Consider the following 22,378-nt stretch of genomic DNA (forward strand, 5'->3'; position numbering starts at 1 on the left):
CAACGACACTAGGCTAAAGACTTGAAGGTGATGAAAAGCACCGCCTACGTCAAGCGTGCAGTAACACCAAACGGTAATAACCTATCAATACGAGGGCTTTATCATGCGTACCCGCATTGCAACGCCGCTGCTTCTGGTCACGGCATGTAGCATCGCCGCGACCGCTCAGGCCGCCGAGTGGACCATGGCGACGCCATATGGCGATGCCAGTTTTCATACTCAAAACACCAAGCAGTTTGCCGAAGACGTTGCCGAGGCAACGGATGGAGACCTGACCATCAATGTGCAAAGCGGTGGTGCCCTTGTGTCTCACGGCGAGATCAAGCCGTCGGTACGCCGTGGCACCATTGCTGCGGGGGAAATATTCCTCTCGGTACTCTCCAATGAAAACCCGATTTTCGAGGTGGATACACTGCCCGGTGTGGCGGGAGGCTATGAAGAGGCCTATGCGCTTTGGGAAGCCACCAAGCCAATCATCAGTGACCTCTTTGAGGAAGAAGGCCTGATCCCGCTTTACGCCGTTCCCTGGCCGGCTCAGGGTATTTACACCGCTGAAGAACTGACCGACCCGGATCAGTTTGACGGCTTGCGCGTGCGGGCGCCCAATATCAATACCCAGCGGTTTATCGAAAATCTGGGCGGCAGCCCGACGGAAACGGAAGAGTCCGATATCCCCACGGCGTTCAGCACCGGCCGCGTGGATGCCATGATCACCTCGAGTTCCACGGGCAATTCGATGGCTGCCTGGGATTACGTCTCGCATTACACCGATGCCAACCTCTGGCTGCCCAAGAATATCGTCTTTATCAATCAGCGCAGCTTTGACCAGCTGGACGCAGACACCCAGGACGCGTTGATGGAAGCGGCCGCAGAAGCCGAAGAGCGCGGCTGGGAAATGAGCCGTGAAGATAACCAGGAAAGCCTGGCGATACTCAAAGAAAACGGCATCACCGTTTCCGAACCCAACGAGGAAGTGGGCGAGGCGCTGCAACAAGCGGGTGATGAGCTGTTTGCCGATTGGGAATCCCGGGCTGATGACCAGGCCAAGGAAGCGCTGCAGGCTTACCGTGATCAGCTTGAGGATTGATGACCCGTCTTAGCGGCGCAGATGCTGTGCCGCTTTGCGCGTCAAGAGGCCAAACCCATGACGTTCAAATTCGATAAGCTCTATCGCCTGGGGGCCTGGGGCGCTGCGCTTTGCATGATCGCGATTTGCGCGCTGGTCGCGACGCAGGTGTTTTCTCGATTGGTCGATGCGCTATTGGTCATGGTCGGTAGCGCGCGGCTGAACATCAATATCACCGGCGTTTCTGAGATGGCGTCTTACCTGCTGGTAGGTGCCACCTTTCTCGGCTTGGCGTATACCTTCGTCCACCACGCCCATATCCGGGTAACCTTGCTGATTACCCGGCTTCCCTCGACGCTTCGGGTGTGGTTCGAAGTGTTTGGCTTGATAGTGGCGCTGACGCTGAGTCTTCTGCTCTGCTACGGGTTGGTGGCGCTGATCCGCGAAAGCATCGCCTATAACGATGTTTCCTCAGGCTTTTTGTCGATTCCGCTGTGGATCCCCCAGGCCGTGCTGGTGACCGGCGTTGCCTTGCTGTGCCTGGCGCTGGGCGAGGCGCTGGTGATGGCGTTGCGCCTGGCGGTCAAGGACCCCTCACGTTTTCGCGAGGTCATGGCCAGCGAAGAAAACAACGACCCCTGAACCTTGTGGGAGATACCCTGTGCTGCTACTGAGTGTCGTGACCATCCTGACCCTGCTTGTGCTGTTGGGCAGCGGCGTTTGGATTGCCTTTGCGTTGATTGGCACCGCCTGGATAGCGCTCTCCATGTTCAGCTCGTTTGAACCAGGCCCGGTACTGGCGTCTGATTTCTGGGGGGCGAGTTACGGGTGGGATCTCACCGCGCTGCCGATGTTCATCTGGATGGGCGAGATCCTGTTTCGCTCGGGGCTGGCCGACAACATGTTTCGTGGGCTTTCGCCCTGGTTAAACCGATTCCCCGGGCGTTTGCTGCACACCAATATCATCGGCAGTGGCATGTTCGCGGCGGTGTGTGGCTCGTCGGCGGCCACCTGTGCCACGGTGGGCAAGATGACCTTGCCGGAGCTTGAGCGCCGGGGTTACGACCCCCAGATGGCGATCGGCACCCTGGCCAGCGCCTCGACACTGGGGTTGTTGATTCCCCCCTCCATCGTACTGATCGTCTATGGCGTCGTGACCGAGCAATCCATCTCGCGGCTGTTCATGGCAGGCATTGGCCCTGGCCTGATGATTCTGGCGATGTTCATGGGTTACCTGGTGCTGTGGTCGCTGCTCAAGGGTAACCGTGCCGGGCTGACCGGCAAGGACGAATCGGGAATGCGCTTTGCCGAGAAGCTGCGTAATACCTGGTCGCTGATCCCTATCCTTTTGTTGATTGGCGGGATTATCGTGTCGATCTATGGGGGCTTGGCGTCGCCCACGGAGGCGGCGGCGGTCGGGGTAGTGCTATCGATGCTGATTGCTCGCTCGAATGGCCATTTCAACCGCGAGATATTTCAATCCTCGCTCTTCGCCGCGGTGCGCACGGCCTGCATGATCGCTTTCATCATTGCCGGGGCCTCGTTTCTGACCTCGGCCATGGGCTTCACCCAGGTGCCCATGAAACTGGCGCAAGCGATTGGGGAAATGGGGCTGTCGCCCACCATGCTGCTGTTGGCGCTAACGGTGCTGTTGCTGGTGATGGGCTGCTTCCTGGACGGCATTTCGTTGATTCTGCTGGTCACCTCGATCATCATGCCGTTGGTGAGTGCTGCCGGGTTTGATCTTATCTGGTTTGGCATTTACCTGGTGATTGTGGTCGAGATGTCCCAAATCACGCCGCCCGTGGGCTTTAACCTCTTCGTGATACAAGGTCTCACCGGGAAGGATATTCTGACCATCACCAAAGCAACGCTACCGTTCTTTCTCTTGATGCTCGTGGCGGTTGCCTTGCTGCACCTTTTCCCGAACATTGCGCTGTACTTGCCCTACGCGATGAATCGCTAACCCCGGGCCCTACGCAATGAATCGTTAGTGACCATAAAGGGAAATGCCGCCGCGCCCATTGCGTTTGATGTAGTACATACTCTGGTCGGCGGCATCGATAAGCTCTCTGCCGTTGCCAAAGCCGCCGTCGCTGAGACAGGCAATGCCGATGGACACCGATACGAAAAGTGGCTTGCCATCAACCGTTTCCATGGGTGTTTCGGCAAGGCGCTTAGCAATCCGTTTGGCGAAACGTTGCGCTCCCTTAGCCGACTCATCGGGCAGGATAATCAAGAATTCTTCGCCCCCGTAGCGGCCTGCCAGGTCCCCCTCGCGAACCAGCGAGCCGAGCACGCGGCCAAAGCGCTCCAGTATGCGGTCGCCGGTCTGGTGACCGAAGCGGTCATTGAGTTTCTTGAAATGGTCCAGGTCGATAAACACCACTGACATGGTGTGACCGTACGTTTGGCAATATTCAAAACGTTTGTGCAGCTGTTCTTCCAGCCAGGCGCGATTTGCAAGGCCGGTGAGCGGATCCCGTCGGCTGCGTTCCTCCAGTTCTGTCTGGCGTTTCTGGAGATCATCAAGTTCCTGCTGTTGGGCGTTCAACCGGGCGTTGAGCGCCAATGTCTGTTGAAAGAGTAACTGCTGCGCCTGAATGATCAACGACTCGGTATCATGCGAAAAGGGGACGGTAAGTTCGAATAGATTGGTTAAAAGGGGCAGTTGAGACTGGACGTTTTTCAGCAAATCGCTCAGTGAAATAGCCGGCGTGGTCACCACCGGGCTTAGCTGGCGCAATAGGGTGGCCAACGCCTGGCTGGGGTTGGGCGACAGCCAGGTATCGGCGATAGGGCCTGAGAGACGCAGGCACAGCAGGTACATCTCTTTCTGAGTGCCGATCTCATCGTGGCTGGTGCTGATCGCTTGGGCCAGCGAAACCGGTGCCCCCCATTTAGCGGCGAGCCAGCTGCCGATCGATGAGTGATCACTGCCGAAGCGCAGGTGTTCGCCACGACTGAGTTGTGCATGGGAGAAGGTAGTGTTTGCATACAGGTCATGGGCGTCTTTGGGGTAAGCCGCGAGCAATGCCAGCATACCGATATCCTGGAGCAGTGCTGCGGTAAATACAAAGCTTGCCTCCTCGGGGCACAGCTGTTCTGCAAAGGAACGGGCTGCCAGTGCCGATACAATGGAGCGCCCCCAGATACGCTGAATCAGATCTTCTGACTGGCGGTCACGCCATAAACTAAAACTCAGCACCGCTGCCAGCGTGGCGTCCAACCCGAGCCGTGATGTAGCTTCCCAACATGAATGCGTTTCTGTTTGTTGACGGGCATAAAAAGCGCTATTGGCCAACGAAATCAACCGCAAGGTCAGCGCCGGATCCTGCTCGATGGCATTGGCATAATCATTAAGGGTCGCATCGGGGTAGCCTGCAACTTCCAGGACGCGGATCGCCACCGTTGGCAGCGATGGCAGCCTGGCGCATTGGTCCAGGTCGTTCTGCAGAAAACCCGGCAGGGCCGGTATGGCGAGATGATGTGTGTTGTCGCTATTAATAATGCCCGTCATATCGGCTCCTTTTCTCACGCTAGCTTAAAGGGCCAATTGCTTTTTTTCATCTTATATTGTGGGAAAGCAAGCTAATACCTTCGGCGGCCACAATCTATATCAGCCAGCGTTTAGTGTCAGGGCTTCACCGTCAAGGCGGTTCACTATAAGCTGGTTCAAACAGAGCAGCGAGACAACCAATGCAGACGGGTATTGAAGCGGCCGATATTTTTCGGCAGTTGGCTGAAGGGATGGGACAAACGGGGACCCCTCAGTTTTACCCAGCGCTAGTGGAGCGACTGGCAACCTTGCTGGGCGTGGATCATGCATTGGTGGCCCACGTTAATGCCGAAAATGACACTGCGGGCAGTGTCGTCGAAACCCTGGCGGTTTGGTCCAACGGGATGCATATGCCCAATGTTACCTACCCATTGGCCGGCACGCCCTGTGAAACCGTTGTGGGGCGCGACCCATGCTTATACCCCTGCGACGTGCAACAGCGCTTTCCTGATGATCATCTGCTGGCGGAACTGGGGGCCGATAGTTACATGGGCCTGCCGCTGTTGGCAGCGGACGGCAGAACGATCGGGCTACTGGCGCTGTTAAAAAACGCTCACATGGAGCTGGATGATCTTGCCAGGGAAGTGCTGCGGATTGCAGCGGCGCAAGCTGGTGCCGAGCTTGGACGCCAGCAGGCCGAGGAGGCACTCAAAGCCAGCGAGGCGGTTGCAAGGGAAAGCGAACGACGTCTGGATACGCTGCTCAATCACCTGCCGGGAATGGCCTACCGCTGCCTTAACGATGAGCACTGGACCATGGAGCTGGTCAGCCAGGGTGCACAAGAGCTAACCGGTTATCAGCCCCACGAACTGGTGGGCAACCACCTCATAAGCTTTGCTGAACTGATCAATGACCAAGATGCATCGCGAATGTTTGACGAGGTGCAGGCAGCCATTCGCGACAGACGTCCTTATCAAGTGGTTTATCGCCTGCATCATCGCGATGGACGAATCCGCTGGATGTGGGAGCAAGGACAAGCGGTGCTGGATGAGACGGGCAAGGTTGTCTGCCTGGAAGGGTTTATCACAGATGTGACCGATAACCAGGAAGCCCAGCGCGTTCAGCAGGCGGTAATGCAGGTGGCCTCAACGGTCACGTCACATGTGGGCGACGATTACTTTCAGCAGTTGATCAGCACGCTGGTGGAATTGCTGGAGGCTGACGGCGGCTTTATCGCGCTGCTCAATCGGTCACCCCATGAGGCGGGTGACCGTGATCGTTCGGCGGGCACCGTCACAACGGTAAGTCTTGTCGCAGACGGTACGCCATTGAATAATCAAACCTTCGTGTTGAGTGATTCACCCTGCGAACAGGTGGTCATTGAACGCGAGGCGGTTTCGCATAGTGGCGGCTACACGCCGATACCCGGAAATGCCATACAGGCCCAGGCCTGGATAGGCCGACGTCTCGATAATGCCCACGGCGAAGCCATTGGCGTGATGATGGTGTTCTATCGTGAGCCGCTTACCACCAACGCCTTCGCGACCTCAGTGCTACGCATTTTGTCGACCGGCGCCGCCGCGGAACTGGAGCGCCGTCGTGATCAGCGCCGTATGCACCAATTGGCGTATACGGACGGCACCACGGGGCTTGCGAACCGTGTTCACTTCCTGGAGGTTCAGACCCGGATGCTGCGCCGGGCGGCCCATCTCCATCAATCGCTCGGCTTGATCCTGCTCGATATCCGCCGCTTCAAGGAGATCAACGATACCCATGGCCATCAGGTAGGCGACCAGCTCTTGGCGATGGTCGCAGGGCGTCTGCAGGATGCCATACCTGACAGCAGTACCCTGGCGCGGTTATCCGGCGATGAGTTCGCGATACTGATGGATAACCCTGACGAGGCCGAACTGGCCGAAACGCTGGACCGTCTTCGCGAGACGGTCGCTGAAACCATCCGGCTGGGTCATAACGCGTTCAATCTGGAAGTGAGCGTGGGGTTCTCCCGTTACCCTGCGGATGCGACAGTGGCAAGCGAGCTGTTCAAGGCGGCCAGTATTGCCTTGCACCACGCCAAGCGCGATGGCAGCGTCTGTCCGTTCAGCTACGACATGATGCGTCAACAACGCCGCCGTCAAAAGATGACCGAGCGGCTCCACCAAGCCCTGATGGAAAATCGCCTGGCGCTTTATTACCAACCCCAGGTCAATATAAAGACCGGCCAACTGGCGGGCGCTGAGGCGTTGTGCCGGTGGTACGAGCCCGACTGGGGATGGATCAGCCCGGGGGAGTTCATTCCCCTGGCGGAGGAGCGTGGGCTGATTAGCGCGCTGGGTGACTGGGTGCTGGTGGAGGCCGCCAGACAGATCCTTGAATGGCAATCACAAGGAATGGCGGCGCTGCCTGGGCGCCTGTCGATTAATATTGCCGCACAGCAGTTTGCCGATCCGCAGTTGGCTCAGCATATTGCTGAACTGACACAAGGCGTGCCCGCGTCGGTATTGGCCCTGGAACTCACCGAGAGCGACTTCATGCGCGACCCCGACCAGGCGGTCGAGATTACCCAGAGGATGCGCGACGCTGGGTATGCCCTGTTTATCGATGATTTTGGCACCGGGTATTCATCGCTTTCCTATCTAAGGCGCTTTGCCGCCGATGCGCTGAAAATCGATATCTCCTTTGTACGCGATATGCTCGACAATCAGCATGACCGCGCCATTGTGAAAACCATCATTGCGATGGCCGATGCCTTGGGAATGAAAACCCTGGCGGAAGGCGTGGAGCATAAAGAACAGGCCACCCTGCTTGCCCAAATGGGATGCCTTGAGGCGCAAGGGTTTCTGTATGGTCGGCCCAAACCGGCCGATGAGTTTGCAGCGGCGTGGTTAAAACCCTAGCTTGTTAACCCGCGTCATCGCCCTGTCATCATCGTTGGCATACCCTACGCGCCGCCAACTCGTGATGAAAGGAGTGCCCCATGCGCCTGGCCCTGTTTGATCTTGACGACACCCTCCTGGATGGAGACTGCAGCGACCGCTGGAATTTATGGATGATAGAGCAAGGCTGGATCCGCGATGTCGACGCCTTTATGGTGCGAGCGGCGCAAATGCAGCAGGCCTATCACGCCGGAAAGCTGAAGCTTGAAGAGTACTTGGGCATGACCCTGGCGCCGCTACGCGGGCGTCGGGTGAGCGATGTGCAAAAAGAGGTAGAGCGCTTCGTCGCCACCCATCTGGAGCCACGCATTTTCGATCAGGCCTGGGCCTGTCTGGATGCCCACCGCCAGGCGGGCGATACCCTGCTGCTGATTTCTGCCTCGTCGCGCCACCTGGTCGAGCCGATTGCGACCACTTTAGGCATTGAACACGTGCTAGCGGTAGAGCCCAGCGTGGAGCACGGCATCAATGAAGACGCGCGCTATACTGGCGGCAGCGAAGGGGTTTTTTCCTATCGTGGCGGCAAAGTGATGCGCCTGAAACAGTGGCTGGCCGAGCAGCAGATTACCCCCAGCCACACCACCTTCTACTCAGACTCCCGCAACGACCTTCCGCTGCTTCAGTACGTAGATTGTCCCGTCGCTGTCAACCCCGATCCGGTCCTGGCCGAGGTCGCTAGCCTCGAAGGTTGGCGGCGCTTGGACTGGCGAACCACAAACCCTGCGGTTGCCTTTCGCCAACGTTAATCAGTTTAGCGCCTGATAGATCAGATTAAAGCCGACTAAAAACATGGCCAGAATCACCAACCGGTAAAACAGCACTTCGTTGACGCGGCTTTGCAGCCACAGGCCATTGCGCACGCCGATCCAGGCGATGGGTACCAGCACGAACGAGGCCCAGGCGCTGGTAACGTTAATCTCGCCAAGCCACATATAGGGCGCCAGTTTGATCACGTTGACCACGGCAAATGTCACGGCGCAGGTGGCGATAAAGGTCTCTTTGGACAGCTTGCGTGGCAGCAGGTACACGTTGAGCGGCGGTGCGCCCGCATGGGCCATGAAGCTGGTAAATCCGCAGATGCTCGCCGCCGGTAATGCCCATCGGGAGGAAATGGGCTTTTTGGCGACGGGCTTGAGTAGCATGTAAGCGGCAAACATCAAGGTGATCACGCCGAGGGTCAGGCGCAAGCCCTGTTCGCTCAGGCTGTCGAACAGCAGCGTCCCTACTGCCACGCCGATGAACAGCCCCGGCACAAAACGCCATACCTCGGCTACCGCCTGCCTGCCCCACCACGCCTTCACCGCAAACACATCCATCACCAGTAACAGCGGTAATAAAAGGCCCGCTGCCTGAGCCGGGCTGATCGCCAGCGCCATCAGCGGCACCGATAACGTGCCGAAACCACCCGCAAAGCCGCCTTTGGAAACGCCGGTCAGGTACACGGAAAATACGATTAACAGCCAGGCGATCACGGAGTAGTCGGGGAGCATACGCCTCTCTCGGTTATCAGTTCTCGGGTATCAGTTCTTGGATATCCGTGTTCAATAAAAAGCCCCGCAGAAGCGGGGCACCACAGCATAGCATTAGATGAACGTTAGCGGGCGAAGCGTCACTCCATCAAGTTTTCATTAGCCACTCGTGGTCGGGGTCGTTGTGGAATTTCCACACCCGTTTGGGGCCGGCCATCACGTTTAAGTAATAAAGCGAGTAGCCATGGGCAGCACCAACAGGGTGATAGCCCTTGGGTACCAGTACACAGCAGCCGTTTTCTACCGCCATGGTGTCATCAAGGCGGCGGTCATCGGTGTAGACGCGCTGAAAGGCAAAGCCCTGAGGGGGATTAATGCGGTGGTAGTAGGTCTCTTCCAACTGCGATTCTTGGGGTAAGTTATCCACATCGTGTTTATGGGGCGGGTAGCTCGACCAGTTGCCCGCGGGGGTGAATACTTCGACCACCAGCAGGCTATCGGCGGGCTCCGTCTCCGGCAAAATGTCGTGCACATGGCGGGTGTTCGTGCCCTGGCCACGGGTGCTCTGCTTGATGTTGTCCGGTGCAATCAAGCGTGGCGCATGATTGCCATGCCCTGGGGCCGCACACACCGCTAGCTCAAGATCGGTGGTCGCTTCCACCGCGTAGCTAACCCCATTGGGTAGGTACACCGCGTAGGGTGGAATCTGTTCAAAGATATCCATGCGCTTGCCGATATCATCAAAGCGATGCTCGCCGCAGGCAACATTGGCACGGCCAGTGAGCAGCACCAGGCAGACTTCCTGATCATCGCTGCTGGCTTCCAGGCGCTGCCCCTTGGCGAGTTTATGCACCCGAAAGCCGACATGCGTCCAGCCAGCGGAGGCGGGGGTAACGTCAATCACGGTGCCTTGTGCGTCCGGGGCGGTGGGGCGTACCAATAGTGAAGTCATTCTTCGCTCCTCCTGACGGTTCGGCGACGGTCTAGTCAGCCAAGCGTCTTGAAAATAAAATCTGATGTGGCTGCTTAAACCGCAGCATCGAGCATAATTTTGCGGCCTTCACGTAGTGAGCGCTCCGCTGCATCGGCCAATCGCAATGCCTCTAACCCGTCCTGGGCGCCCGCAAGAGGCGTGCGCTTTTCCTGCCACGCATCGACGAAATCAAGAATCTCTAATCGATAAGCCTCGGCATAACGCTCTAAAAAGAACCATTTGGGTTTTTCTTCCACTTGTCCCGCTTCGCCGGTAAAGCGCAGCCGGGTATCAGACTCGTTCTGCGCCTGCAGCATGCCCTGGCTGCCAAAGGCTTCGATACGCTGGTCGTAGCCATAGTTTGCGCGCCGTGAGTTGCTAATTTGACACAACTTTCCACTGGCGGTGGTGAGCGTGACCATGGCGGTATCTACATCGCCTGCTGCGCCAATGGCGGGGTCGATAATGCTACTGCCGACGGCAAAAATACTTTCAATCGGCTCATCAAGCAGCCAGCGCGCCATGTCCAGGTCATGAATCATCATGTCCCGGAACAGCCCGCCTGAGTCGCTGACATACTCGGCAGGCGGGGGAGACGGGTCGCGGCTGATAATGGTCAGGGTTTCCAGTGCCCCAATACGCCCTTGGGTAATGGCCTTTTTAAGTGCCGAAAACTGAGGATCGTGGCGGCGGTTAAAACCTAACGCGCAGGTCACCGGGTGTTCGCTGAGTACCTGCAGGGCATCGCGGGTGCGTGCTAAATCCAGGGCGATGGGTTTTTCACAGAGAACCGCCTTGCCTGCACGGGCAGCACGCTCCAGGTACTCCGCGTGGGTGGGCGTGCTGGAGGCAATCAGGACGGCGTCAATGTCGCCATCTGTAAAAATCTCATCAACGGAGGTTGCTTTGCTGCCGTACTGCTCGGCCAACGCTTCTGCGGCAGGCTGGTGAAAGTCGGCCACGGCGGCCAGGGTAACATTCGGGTGTGAGTGAATGGCCTGGGCATGCACCTTGCCGATGCGTCCAGCGCCGATCAGTGCCAGTTTCATAAGCGCTCCTATCTTGTTCTTGGGGTTGAAGGATTTTTAGTGAGTGAATTGCATTTATGCGTTGCGTTGGTGGCCCGACTGGGGATCCTTTTCACGTGTTTTGTCTTGCCGCACCCCCAGGGCAATGGCCAAGGTCTGGGCCAGGCAGAGCGAGGCGGTCAAACTGCGGAAACTTTTCACTTCAGCCTCGTTGACCACAAAGGCTACATCTGCGAAACGCGCCAGCGGGCTGAGGGTCGAGTCGGTAATCACCACAATAGGCAGACCACGCTGATGGGCGTCTTCGCAGGCTTTCTGGCTCTCTTCGGCATAGGGGGAGAAGCTGATGGTCAGCAGGGCGTCGTGTCGGCTCATGGCCCGCAGTTGCTCGCCGTACATCCCGCCCAAACCATTGACCAGCAGCGCCGGTTTATCGACATGCGCCAGGGCATAGGTCATGTAGCTGGCCACCATAAAGCTGCGTCGGGCACCCATCACATGAATGGCATGGGCCCGCTCAAAAATATCCAGCGCTTTTTCAAGGTTCTCTGGGTCAATGCGACTAGGCAGTTGCTCCAAGACGGCGCGATTAGCGTCGGCGAACTCCCATAATAGCTGGGTGCTGTCCGGTGTTTCCCCGGTTGCGCTGCGCACCGCTCGAATGCGCTCGGTGTAGTTGGGCAGTTCATCGACCAGGCGGCTGCGAAACAGCTGCTGCATTTCAGAAAAGCCCTTAAATCCCAAACTATTGGCCAGGCGAATCAAGGTGGAGGGAGTAACATCCGCCTGCTCGGCAATTTTGGCCACGGTCGCCAGAGCCACCTCCTGAGGGTGATCAAGCATAAACCGCGCGGTTTGCTGCAAACGTTTGCTTAGCGTGGCGTACTCTGCGGTGATCAGCGTTTCCAACTCACGGTAGCTTTGAGGTGGCTGCGGCATACAATTTCCTTAGCGTTAACGCGTGTACCACTTAGCTGAGAGAAAACTAAGCAAAGGGACTGATTGTTGAGCAGTCTAGTTGATTGAAATAAATATTCCATTTATACCAAAGTATAGAATAAATAATTTGCCTGTATTGCTATTTGGAATCTATATTCCATAGCGCCAAGGCATTTAATGCCACTTCCCTACCAACAACGATAACGTTATGAGGAATTATTTATGGCACGTCTATCTCAATGGCTTCTAGCCTCCGTCGCCACCACGGCGCTCATGGCGGGTGCCGCACAAGCACAGGAAACAGCACAAGAAGAGAATCGCTTCGTCATGGTGACCCATGGCGTTCCCTCGGATCCTTTCTGGTCGGTGGTCAAAAATGGCGCTGAGGCAGCGGCTGACCTTGTAGGCGCGGAGCTTGAGTACCGCGCACCTTCCACCTTTGACATGGCCAAGATGCAGCAACTCGTCCAGGCGGCAGTGGCCTCTCAACCAGACGGTTTGATTCTCTCATTCACCGATGAAAATGCCCTGGGCAGCGTTGTGCAAGACGCAGTCGATAACGGCATTCCCGTCATCACCATCAACTCCGGTGGCGATGTGGCGCGGGATTATGGCGCCCGCTTGCACGTTGGGCAGAGTGAGTACGAAGCGGGCAAGCAGGCCGCCGAGCGCATGCAGGAAATGGGCGTTGAGAAAGGCGTTTGCGTCAACCATGAACAGGGCAACCAGGGCCTTGACCAGCGCTGTGATGGCTTTGTTGAGGGCTTCGACGGCAATGCTGAGCAGCTAGCGACCACCTACGACCCCACCAATATTCGCAATGCCATTATCGCTTACCTTAACGAGAACAGTGATGTGCGTGGTGTGTTGACCTTGGGTGCATTGGCCGCTGATCCGATGATTCAGGCCATGCGCGAGCAGGGGGCTACCGATATGTTCACCCTCGGTACCTTTGATCTTTCACCCGACATTTTGGAAGCCTTGGATGCGGGTGAACTGGACTTTGCGATCGACCAACAGCAGTACATGCAGGGGTACTTACCTGTCATGTTCCTCGACCAGTTCGTCAAGAACGGGCTGCTACCCGCTGGGGATGTTGCTACCGGTCCGGGGTTTGTCACTCAAGAAAACGCAGCGCAGGTTATTGAGCTGAGTAGCCAGGGTATCCGTTGATAACGACCTAATCGGAAAAGGCTCGGCGGTGCCGAGCCTTGGGAGTCGATCGCCATGAATTCCAATGAAAATAACCAAGCGGCTGCGCCAGCAGCGGCTGATCAAGACGAACGGATCCAGAAAGTCTCGTTTTGGAAGAAAGCGCTCAATCGTCCTGAGTTGGGGGCGCTGGCCGGTACCGTGCTGGTGCTTGCCTTTTTTATCGCTGCCTCCAGCGGCACCGGGATGTTTACCCCCGCGGGTATTATTAATTTTCTGGAAGTTTCAGCACAGCTCGGCATTATCGCCACGGCGGCAGCACTACTGATGATCGGCGGGGAGTTTGATCTCTCGATTGGGTCGATGATCGGCCTGGCTGGCATTTTGATTGCGATCCCCGCCGTAGAGTATGGCTGGCCGCTATGGGCCGCTATCTTATTGGCATTCGCTTGTGCCGGGTTAGTGGGCTGGATTAACGGCAACCTGGTTAATCGCACTGGCTTGCCGTCCTTTATCGTCACGCTGGGTTTTCTGTTTATTCTGCGCGGCCTAGCGATTGGTGTCAGCCGGTTGTTGACGGGGCGAACCCAGGTGGGTGGCGTTGAAGAGCATATCCCCGGCGATTGGTTCGCGTCGCTGTTTTCCGGTGAGGTCGCCACGGGCCTGTTCTCTTGGATGGCCACGCAAGGCTGGATCGGCACTAATTTTGCGGGCAACCCCACCGTTTCGGGTATTCCGGTCTCCATCGTCTGGTGGTTGGGCTTAACGGCCGTGGCGACCTGGGTGCTGCTGTGCACGCCCTATGGCAACTGGATCTTCGCCAGCGGCGGCGACGCTAATGCCGCGCGCAATTCGGGCGTGCCGGTACGTCGGGTCAAGATTTCACTGTTCATGTTCACTGCCTTCTCCGCCACCATTTTTGCCTGCATTCAGGTAATGGATACCGGTTCGGCGGACACCATTCGTGGCTTGTTAAAAGAGCTGGAGGCCATTATCGCGGTGGTGATTGGCGGCGCTTTGCTGACCGGCGGCTATGGGTCTGCCATCGGCGCAGCGCTGGGTGCGCTGATCTTTGGCATGGTGCAAATGGGTATCTTCTACACCGGTGTTAATACGGACTGGTTCCAGGTCTTTTTGGGCGTGATGCTGCTGGTGGCCGTGCTGTTCAACAACTACATGCGCAAGAAGGCGATGGAGGCCAAGTAACATGACAACTCAAACGCCAATGATCGAAATGCGCAGCGTCAGCAAGCACTTCGGCAGTGTGATCGCCTTGAGCGATATTTCCATGCAGGTCTATGCCGGTGAAGTGATGTGCCTGCTCGGTGATAACGGCGCGGGCAAGTCGACGCTGATCAAAACCCTCTCGGGCGTTCATCAGCCCACCCATGGCGAGATGCTGCTGGATGGCGAACCCGCTCGCTTCAAGTCACCGGCTTACGCACTAGACGCAGGTATCGCGACGGTTTTCCAGGACTTGGCGATGGTGCCGTTGATGTCGATTACCCGGAACTTCTTTATGGGGCGCGAGCCGACGGTGGGCTGGGGGCTGTTCAAGCGCATCGATTGGAAATACGCCGACCGCATTGCCAAGCAGGAAATGGCCAAAATCGGCATTGATGTGCGCGACCCGAGTCAGCCGGTGGGCACGCTTTCCGGCGGCGAACGCCAGTGCGTGGCGATTGCCCGAGCCGTCTATTTTGGCGCCAAGGTGCTGATTCTGGATGAGCCAACGTCCGCCCTCGGGGTCAAGCAGGCCTCGGTAGTGCTGCGCTATATCGCCAAGGCGCGAGCCGATGGCCTGGCGGTCATCTTCATTACCCATAACGTCCATCACGCCTTCCCCGTGGCCGATGCCTTCACGCTTTTGTCCCGTGGCGGCAGCCTGGGCTCCTTCCGCAAAGAAGACGTCACCCGCGAAGAAGTACTCAACATGATGGCCGGTGGTGCCGAATTGGAGAGTCTGGATGCAGAGCTCGCTGAGTTCCAGCGCAGCGACCGCGAAAAAAAAGCCAATAGCGCTGCTGCCGATCGGACCACACCAAAGACCGCTGGCGGGAAGATTGATGAGCCCGCTGAAAACGTATAGCGAACAGCTACCAAAGAGCCACTATGACCATGTCAGCATCTACTTTCTCATCGCCGTTTACGTTGGCCGTTTGTGCAGAAATGGTTTTTCGCGACCTACCGATGAATGAACGTGTTAAGCGTATTGATGCATTGGGTTTTCAAGTGGAAATCTGGGACTGGACCCGACACGACATTGAATCCCTGGCCAATAGCGGCGCGACGTTTTCATCCATGACCGGCTATATCTCAGGCACCTTGGCGGATGCTGCCGGTGCCGATGAACTGCTGAGAACCGCCGCTGAATCGGCTGAGGTAGCAAAACGTCTCGGCATTCCGCGACTTAACTTGCATGGCACTGGGTTGAATAGCGAAGGCCTGCCCGTTCAGCCGTGCCAACTGATAACCGGCGCTATGTGGCTCAAAGCCCGGGACACGCTCAACCGGCTGGCAGATCTCGGCGAGCAGAACGACATCACCTTTGTGCTTGAAAACCTTAATACCGATGTTGACCACCCAGGTGTACCGTTTGCGCGTTTGGAAGATGTTCTAGCGCTTGTAAAAAGTGTCGACCGGCCCAGCTTGCGCATTATGTTGGACGTTTATCACGCCCAAATTGGCGAAGGTAATTTGATCGAATTGATTCGCCGCTGCGGACCGTACATTGGTGAAGTGCAAGTGGCTGATGTGCCTGGGCGCTGCGAACCGGGAACCGGCGAGATTAACTATCCGGCCATCGCCAAAGCGCTAAATAAAATAGGTTATCGAGGCACCGTGGGGTTGGAAGGTTGGGCCTCTGGGGATGACGACCTCGCGCTCGAACGATTCCGTGCTGCCTTCTCATTCTAGACAGGTTAGACGCCCAGAGCGCTTTGATGCTCAAAGCCATCTTTGCCCTAGACCACGAGAGTAACGTGGGGAGACCTTATGCTGAATAACAATAGCCAACACCGACCGCTTGATCTGATCTGCTTAGGGCGTGTAGCGGTGGATCTTTACGCCGAACAAATCGGTAGCCGCCTGGAAGACGTGGCCAGCTTTGCCAAATACCTGGGCGGTAGCTCCGGCAACATGGCCTACGGTACCGCGCGGCTTGGGTTGAAGTCCGCCATGCTCTCGCGGGTGGGCGACGAGCAGATGGGCAACTTTGTTCGCGAGGAGTTAGAACGGGTTGGCGTGGATACCATCGCGCTACAAACCGACCCCGAACGCCATACCGGTTTGGTACTGTTAGCGTTAAAAGACCGCGAGAGCTTCCCACTGCTGTTTTATCGCCGCGACTGCGCCGATATGGCCATTGATGCTGACGCCATTGACCCTGAGTTCATTGCCCGCTCAAAGGCATTGGCGATTACCGGCACCCATCTTTCTACTGATACGACTCGCCGAGCCTGCCGCAAGGCGCTGGACGCCGCTGCCCATTATGGCGTTAAGCGGGTGCTGGATATCGACTACCGTCCCGTGCTGTGGGGGCTCACCAATCCCGGCGATGGCGAAACCCGCTTTGTCGCCGATGACAAGGTGACCACCGACCTGCAGCGCTGGCTGCCGGATTTCGACCTGATTGTGGGCACCGAAGAGGAGTTTCATATTGCCGGCGGCAGTACGGATACCTTGTCGGCCCTGCGCGCAGTGCGAAAGGTTAGCGAGGCTACCCTGGTATGCAAGCTCGGGCCCATGGGCTGTGTGGTGTTTGAAGGAGACATTCCGTCACGCATTGAAGACGGTGTTTTGGTCAAGGGCGTACAGGTTGAAGTGCTCAACGTGCTGGGTGCCGGGGATGCCTTTATGAGTGGGTTGCTGCGGGGTTGGCTGAGAGGTGAGCCCTGGCAAACCAGCGCTGCCTATGCCAACGCCTGCGGCGCGCTGGTGGTGTCCCGGCACGGCTGTGCCCCGGCCATGCCCACCGAAGACGAGTTATTTGATTACCTGGCGCGCCGCGACGAAGTAATCCGGCCGGATATTGATCAACGCTTAAACCACTTACACCGCGTCACTACCCGAGTGCCTGCTCAATGGCCCGAAGTGTTGGGCCTGGCATTTGACCACCGCCGCCAGCTCACCGATATGGCTCGCGAAGAGTATGCCGACAGCGCGCGACTGCCTAAGCTTAAGAAGCTGTTGGTGTCGGCTGCCGAGGAGGGCGCCAAGCTGGGCGGCATTACCACGCCTGCGATTCTGGTAGATGACGTGCTGGGTCAGGAAGCGCTTAATCAAGCCAGCGGCAAAGGCTGGTGGATTGGTCGACCGGTAGAGCTGCCGGGCTCACGTCCGCTGCGCTTCCAGCATGGCGACGATTTAGGTGCCTGCCTGCGCAGCTGGCCTAGAGAGCAGATCATTAAATGCCTGGTGTTCTACCACCCCGACGATGAAATCTCACTGCGCTTAGAGCAGGAGGAGCGGCTGCGCCAGCTCTACCAGGCGGCCTGTGCCTATGGGCTGGAACTGCTGATTGAGGTCATTCTCCCTTCGAATATGCCCGGCGATGACACCACGCTGCCGCGCAGCCTGCAGCGGCTTTACAACCTGGGCATTCGGCCCGACTGGTGGAAGCTACCCACTATGTCAGACGCTGCCTGGCAGGCGGTGGGCGAGACCATTGAGCGCGAGGATACCTACTGCCGTGGCGTGGTACTGCTCGGGCTTGATGCCCCCATGGACGACATGAAGCGCGGCTTTGACGAGGCTGCTAAACACCCTTGCTGCAAGGGGTTTACCGTTGGACGCACGCTATTTGCCAGCGCCAGTCGCGACTGGCTGGCGGGGCGCATCGACGATGCAGCTTTGGTCGCACGCGTTGCCAAAAATTATGCCGAGCTAATACAAGCGTGGCGGCAATTAAGGCAGGCGCAGCCGCAAACGCTGGCCCACACCGAGGAGGCTTAAGATGAGCACCATTCGACTCACCATGGCCCAGGCGCTGGTCAAGTATCTTGCCGCGCAACGTATCGAGATTGATGGTCAAGAGGTGGCGCTTTTCGAAGGCGTGTTTGCGATTTTTGGTCATGGCAATGTGGCCGGAATGGGGGAAGCGCTCTACCACATGCAAGACAAACTGCCGACCTTTCGCGCCCACAACGAACAGGCCATGGCTCACGCGGCGATTGCTTTTGCCAAAGCCAATAATCGCCAGCGCTTAATGGCCGCGACCAGTTCCATCGGCCCAGGGGCGACTAATATGGTCACCGCGGCGGCGCTGGCCCATGCCAACCGGTTGCCGATCCTGCTGCTGCCGGGGGACACCTTTGCCACCCGCGAACCCGACCCGGTTCTCCAGCAGGTGGAGCATTTCGGTGACCCTACGGTTAGCGTCAACGACTGCTTTCGTCCCGTGTCGCGCTACTTTGATCGTATCAGCCGCCCGGAACAGCTACTCACCAGCTTGCCCCAGGCGATCGCCACAATGCTTGACCCGGAGCACTGCGGCCCCGCGACCCTGGCGCTGCCCCAGGATGTGCAAACCTTTGCCTACGACTATCCAGAAGCCTTTTTTGCTTCCAAGGTGCATCGTATTCGTCGCTCGCCGCCGGATGCTTATGAGCTTAGTCAAGCAGTCGATGCACTTAAGCAGGCCAAGCGCCCGCTGATCATTGCCGGTGGCGGTGTGCACTACGCCGCTGCCTGCGAAGATTTGGCCGAGTTTGCCAAAGCACGCGGCATCCCGGTCGCCGAAACCCAGGCTGGGAAAGGCTCACTGAAAGATAGCCACCCCTGCGCGGTGGGGGCCATTGGCGTCACCGGCAGCGCAGCTGCCAACCAGTTGGCAGAGCAGGCGGATGTCATCCTGGCGGTGGGCACCCGGCTGCAGGACTTTACCACCGGCTCCCGGGCTCTGTTTGAAAGCAGCGATAAAACGTTAATCGCCCTCAACGTTGGCCGCTTCGACAGCCTGAAACATCAAGCGCTGCCGCTTAGCTGCGACGCCTTGGTCGGGCTGGGGCAACTCGACGCGGCGCTGGGCGAGTGGCGCGGCAGCGATGAGTGGCGCGAACAGACCAGCACGCTCAAGCGCGAATGGGCCGAGGCGGTACATCGTGTAACCGCCGATCAAGGGCTGTCGCTGCCTACTGATGCTCAGGTGATCGGTACCGTCAATCGCCAGGCTGGTGATGACACCACCGTGGTATGCGCCGCCGGAGGTTTGCCAGGTGAGCTGCATAAACTCTGGCAGTGTTCAGGCCCAGGTAGTTACCACGTTGAGTACGGCTTCTCCTGCATGGGCTATGAAATTGCCGGTGGGCTCGGCGTCAAGATGGCCAAGCCCGAGCGAGAAGTGGTGGTGATGGTGGGCGATGGTAGCTACCTGATGCACAACTCCGAGCTGGCCACCTCGGTGATGCTGGGCCACAAGCTGATCGTCGTGGTGTTGGATAACCGCGGCTATGGCTGTATCAACCGCTTGCAACAGGCCACCGGCGGCGCGGGGTTCAACAACCTGCTGGAAGATTGCCGCACTGTGGAGGCTGGCGCACCCAAAACCGATTTTGCTGCCCACGCCAAAGCCCTGGGTTGTGAGGCTGAATCAGTGGCCGGTATTGCTGAACTGGAACAGGCGCTGGTGCGCGCTCGCGCTGCCCAATCAACCTACGTGATTGCCCTGGATACCGACCCGTTACCCAGCACCCAAGAAGGCGGCGCCTGGTGGGACGTGGCCGTGCCCGAGGTTTCCGAGCGTGAAGAAGTCAATACTGCTTACCAAGGGTATCGCGAGGCCAAGCAGCGCCAACGCCATTAATGCCAACCAACATCATCACAAGGAACACGCCATGCCAACGGTTACTTTAGGCATCAATCCGCTCACCTGGACAAACGATGACTTGCCCAGCCTGGGCGGCGCAACGCCCCTGGAAACCTGTTTAAAAGAGGGCCGCGAAGCGGGCTTTAGCGGCTTTGAACTGGGCAATAAATTCCCCCGCACGCCTGACGCCCTGAGCCAGGTGCTGGGCGCTCATGATCTGGCGCTCGTTTCGGGCTGGTACTCCGCACGCCTGCTGGAGCGCAGTCCCGAGGAAGAGATTGAAGCCATTCAGGATCATATGAACCTGCTCAAGCAGTGCGGTGCCAAGGTGATGGTGCTGTGTGAAGTCACCCACTGTGTACATGGCGATCAGGAGCGCCCGCTTTCCCAGCGTCCGCACCTTTCTGAGGAAGAGTGGCAGCGCCTGCTGCATGGCCTGGATGTGGTCGGCGACTATCTGAAATCCCAGGGCATTCAGCTGGTGTATCACCACCATCTGGGCACGGTGATTGAGAGCCAAGCCGACGTAGAGCGCTTAATGGACAACACCGGCGAAGGCGTGGGACTGCTGCTGGATTTTGGTCATCTGCGCGGTGCAGGTGGCGATCCGCTCGCCATCGCCAAACGCTACAGCCAACGTATCCACCATGTGCACTGCAAAGACCTGCGTTTCCCGGTGCTGGACGCAGTGCGCAACCGCGACAAAAGCTTTTTAAACGGCGTGCTGGACGGCCTGTTTACGGTGCCCGGGGATGGCAATGTGGATTTTCTGCCCGCCTTAACCCTCCTGTGCGAACAGGGCTACCAGGGCTGGTTAGTGGTGGAAGCCGAACAAGACCCGGAAGTGGCCCACCCGCTGACTTACGCCCGCCTGGGGTATCGCAACTTACGCCAACTGGCCGAGCAGGCAGGGTTTGATATTGCCGCCTAAGACAGCACCCGCGACGCATTTTCATCAGGAGTCTTTATGAAGACGCTATCCCACTATCTCAATGGTCAGCTCACCACTGGCCAAAACCAACGCTTTGCACCGGTTTACAACCCGGCTACCGGTGAGAAGAGCGCCCAGGTGGCGCTGGCCAGTACCGACGAGACCCGTGACGCAGTGCGCATTGCCGATGAGGCCTTTGTCGCCTGGTCAAAAACCTCGCCGCTGAAGCGCGCGCGTATTCTGTTCAAGTTCAAGGCACTGGTCGAAGAGCATACCGATGAGCTGGCGCGGCTGATATCCAGCGAACACGGCAAGGTATTGTCTGATGCCAAAGGCGAAGTCACCCGGGGCCTGGAAGTGGTCGAGTTCGCCTGTGGCATTCCCCACCTGCAGAAAGGCGAGCACTCCATGAACGTGGGTAGCGGTGTCGATAGCTACTCGATGATGCAGCCGCTGGGCGTCTGTGCGGGTATCTCGCCGTTCAACTTCCCTGCCATGGTACCCATGTGGATGTTCCCCATTGCGCTGGCTTGCGGCAACACCTTTGTAATGAAGCCGTCGGAAAAGGATCCCTCCACGCCGCTTCGCCTGGCTGAACTGCTTAAAGAGGCGGGCCTGCCGGCTGGCGTCTTCAACGTCGTTAATGGCGATAAAGAAGCCGTGGATGTGCTGCTCACCGATGAGCGTGTCCAGGCGGTAAGCTTTGTAGGCTCCACGCCCATCGCCGAGTACATCTACGCTACCGCCTCCGCCCATGGCAAGCGTGTTCAGGCCCTGGGCGGGGCCAAAAACCACATGGTAATCATGCCCGATGCGGATCTCGACCAAGCCGTGGGTGCCCTGATGGGGGCGGCCTATGGCTCAGCAGGCGAGCGCTGCATGGCGATTTCCGTCGCGGTACCCGTGGGTGAAGAAACCGCCAACCGCCTGCGGGAAAAGCTGGTGGCCGAACTGGATAAACTCACGGTTGGGCCTGGCCTGGTCGATGGCCCGGATAACGACATGGGCCCGCTAATCACCCGCGAACACCGCGACAAAGTGGCGGGCTATATCCAAACCGGCGTGGATGAAGGAGCAGAGCTGGTAGTAGACGGCCGCCAGACAACGATAGAGGGGGCGGGCGATGGCTATTTTATTGGCGGAACACTGTTTGATCGTGTGACGCCAGACATGCGCATTCACTCCGAGGAGATCTTTGGCCCGGTACTGGCGATTGCCCGCGTGGCGAGCTTCGACGAAGCGGTCAGCATGATCAACGCCCATGAATATGGTAACGGCACGGCGATCTTCACCCGCGATGGCGATGCGGCGCGTCAGTACTGCGAGCAGATCCAGGTCGGCATGGTGGGAGTGAACGTACCGATTCCGGTGCCCATGGCGTTCCATAGTTTCGGCGGCTGGAAGCGTTCGCTGTTTGGCCCGCTGCATATGCACGGCCCCGACGGTGTGCGTTTCTACACCCGCATGAAGACCATCACCCAGCGCTGGCCCAGCGGCATTCGTGAAGAGACCAACCACTTCACCATGCCGACCATGTAAACACTCTATGGGGCACGACACCATTCAACGCCGGGCCCAGC

18 protein-coding genes are annotated in these 22,378 nt (G+C 58.0%); 13 read left to right on the top strand and 5 right to left on the bottom strand.

Annotation, left to right across the window (positions count from 1 at the left end; all coding sequences use genetic code 11):
* Positions 1–103 precede the first annotated feature (103 nt).
* Genes R3F64_RS05870 through R3F64_RS05880 form a run of 3 tightly spaced genes read left to right on the top strand, consistent with a single transcriptional unit; the run spans position 104 to position 3,032 of the window.
* Entirely contained in the window at positions 104–1,087 is a 984-nt protein-coding gene (locus R3F64_RS05870; RefSeq protein ID WP_332610345.1) for a TRAP transporter substrate-binding protein, read from the top strand.
* Between the two features lie 57 nt (positions 1,088–1,144).
* On the top strand, positions 1,145–1,708 hold the full coding sequence (locus tag R3F64_RS05875; protein WP_253026595.1) for a TRAP transporter small permease: 564 nt from the start codon (positions 1,145–1,147) through the stop codon (positions 1,706–1,708).
* Positions 1,709–1,727: 19 nt separating this feature from the next.
* On the top strand, positions 1,728–3,032 hold the full coding sequence (locus R3F64_RS05880; RefSeq protein WP_332610350.1) for a TRAP transporter large permease: 1,305 nt from the start codon (positions 1,728–1,730) through the stop codon (positions 3,030–3,032).
* 24 nt (positions 3,033–3,056) lie between these two features.
* Here the strand turns inward: R3F64_RS05880 and R3F64_RS05885 are convergent, their stop codons facing one another.
* Entirely contained in the window at positions 3,057–4,586 is a 1,530-nt protein-coding gene (locus R3F64_RS05885) for a sensor domain-containing diguanylate cyclase (protein WP_332610352.1), read from the bottom strand.
* 179 nt (positions 4,587–4,765) lie between these two features.
* Between R3F64_RS05885 and R3F64_RS05890 the strand changes: the two genes are divergently transcribed.
* Together R3F64_RS05890 and R3F64_RS05895 are read left to right on the top strand one after the other, a co-directional pair.
* Positions 4,766–7,462, top strand: a complete 2,697-nt coding sequence (locus R3F64_RS05890) for an EAL domain-containing protein (RefSeq protein ID WP_199284147.1) — start codon at positions 4,766–4,768, stop codon at positions 7,460–7,462.
* Between the two features lie 80 nt (positions 7,463–7,542).
* Positions 7,543–8,247 carry an HAD family hydrolase gene (locus R3F64_RS05895; protein ID WP_199284146.1) on the top strand — a complete coding sequence of 235 codons (705 nt, stop codon included), beginning with the start codon at positions 7,543–7,545 and terminating at the stop codon, positions 8,245–8,247.
* Here the strand turns inward: R3F64_RS05895 and R3F64_RS05900 are convergent, their stop codons facing one another.
* From R3F64_RS05900 to R3F64_RS05915, 4 genes are all read right to left on the bottom strand, one after another.
* Complete coding sequence (locus R3F64_RS05900) at positions 8,248–8,991, bottom strand: sulfite exporter TauE/SafE family protein (protein WP_332610354.1); 744 nt, start codon at positions 8,989–8,991, stop codon at positions 8,248–8,250.
* 127 nt (positions 8,992–9,118) lie between these two features.
* The gene (gene iolB / locus R3F64_RS05905) at positions 9,119–9,922 is read right to left on the bottom strand and encodes a 5-deoxy-glucuronate isomerase (RefSeq protein ID WP_332610356.1); all 804 of its coding nucleotides are present in this window, start codon (positions 9,920–9,922) and stop codon (positions 9,119–9,121) included.
* Positions 9,923–9,996: 74 nt separating this feature from the next.
* Positions 9,997–10,992, bottom strand: coding sequence for an inositol 2-dehydrogenase (iolG, locus tag R3F64_RS05910; protein WP_332610358.1), 996 nt, complete (start codon positions 10,990–10,992; stop codon positions 9,997–9,999).
* 54 nt (positions 10,993–11,046) lie between these two features.
* Positions 11,047–11,910, bottom strand: a complete 864-nt coding sequence (locus tag R3F64_RS05915; RefSeq protein ID WP_332610360.1) for a MurR/RpiR family transcriptional regulator — start codon at positions 11,908–11,910, stop codon at positions 11,047–11,049.
* Between the two features lie 222 nt (positions 11,911–12,132).
* On the opposite strand from R3F64_RS05915, the gene R3F64_RS05920 reads away from it, so the two are divergent.
* From R3F64_RS05920 to R3F64_RS05955, 8 genes are all read left to right on the top strand, one after another.
* Positions 12,133–13,083: a sugar ABC transporter substrate-binding protein gene (locus tag R3F64_RS05920; protein ID WP_199284141.1), complete on the top strand. Its 951-nt coding sequence runs from the start codon at positions 12,133–12,135 to the stop codon at positions 13,081–13,083.
* Between the two features lie 54 nt (positions 13,084–13,137).
* Entirely contained in the window at positions 13,138–14,268 is a 1,131-nt protein-coding gene (locus R3F64_RS05925; protein ID WP_199284140.1) for an ABC transporter permease, read from the top strand.
* 1 nt (position 14,269) lies between these two features.
* Positions 14,270–15,151: an ATP-binding cassette domain-containing protein gene (locus tag R3F64_RS05930; RefSeq protein ID WP_332610363.1), complete on the top strand. Its 882-nt coding sequence runs from the start codon at positions 14,270–14,272 to the stop codon at positions 15,149–15,151.
* 29 nt (positions 15,152–15,180) lie between these two features.
* Positions 15,181–15,978, top strand: a complete 798-nt coding sequence (locus R3F64_RS05935) for a TIM barrel protein (RefSeq protein ID WP_332610364.1) — start codon at positions 15,181–15,183, stop codon at positions 15,976–15,978.
* Positions 15,979–16,056: 78 nt separating this feature from the next.
* Positions 16,057–18,015 carry a bifunctional 5-dehydro-2-deoxygluconokinase/5-dehydro-2-deoxyphosphogluconate aldolase gene (locus tag R3F64_RS05940; RefSeq protein WP_332610366.1) on the top strand — a complete coding sequence of 653 codons (1,959 nt, stop codon included), beginning with the start codon at positions 16,057–16,059 and terminating at the stop codon, positions 18,013–18,015.
* Position 18,016: 1 nt separating this feature from the next.
* Complete coding sequence (iolD, locus tag R3F64_RS05945; protein WP_332610367.1) at positions 18,017–19,864, top strand: 3D-(3,5/4)-trihydroxycyclohexane-1,2-dione acylhydrolase (decyclizing); 1,848 nt, start codon at positions 18,017–18,019, stop codon at positions 19,862–19,864.
* Positions 19,865–19,895: 31 nt separating this feature from the next.
* Positions 19,896–20,798 (top strand): myo-inosose-2 dehydratase, encoded by a 903-nt coding sequence (gene iolE / locus R3F64_RS05950; RefSeq protein ID WP_332610368.1) that lies wholly within the window; start codon positions 19,896–19,898, stop codon positions 20,796–20,798.
* A gap of 36 nt (positions 20,799–20,834) precedes the next feature.
* A complete protein-coding gene (locus R3F64_RS05955; protein ID WP_332610369.1) occupies positions 20,835–22,337 on the top strand; it encodes a CoA-acylating methylmalonate-semialdehyde dehydrogenase in 1,503 nt (500 codons plus the stop codon).
* The last annotated feature ends 41 nt before the right edge of the window (positions 22,338–22,378 follow it).

Origin of the sequence: Halomonas sp. 5021, assembly GCF_036663435.1 — a bacterium.
In the GTDB taxonomy this organism is placed as follows: domain Bacteria; phylum Pseudomonadota; class Gammaproteobacteria; order Pseudomonadales; family Halomonadaceae; genus Vreelandella; species Vreelandella janggokensis.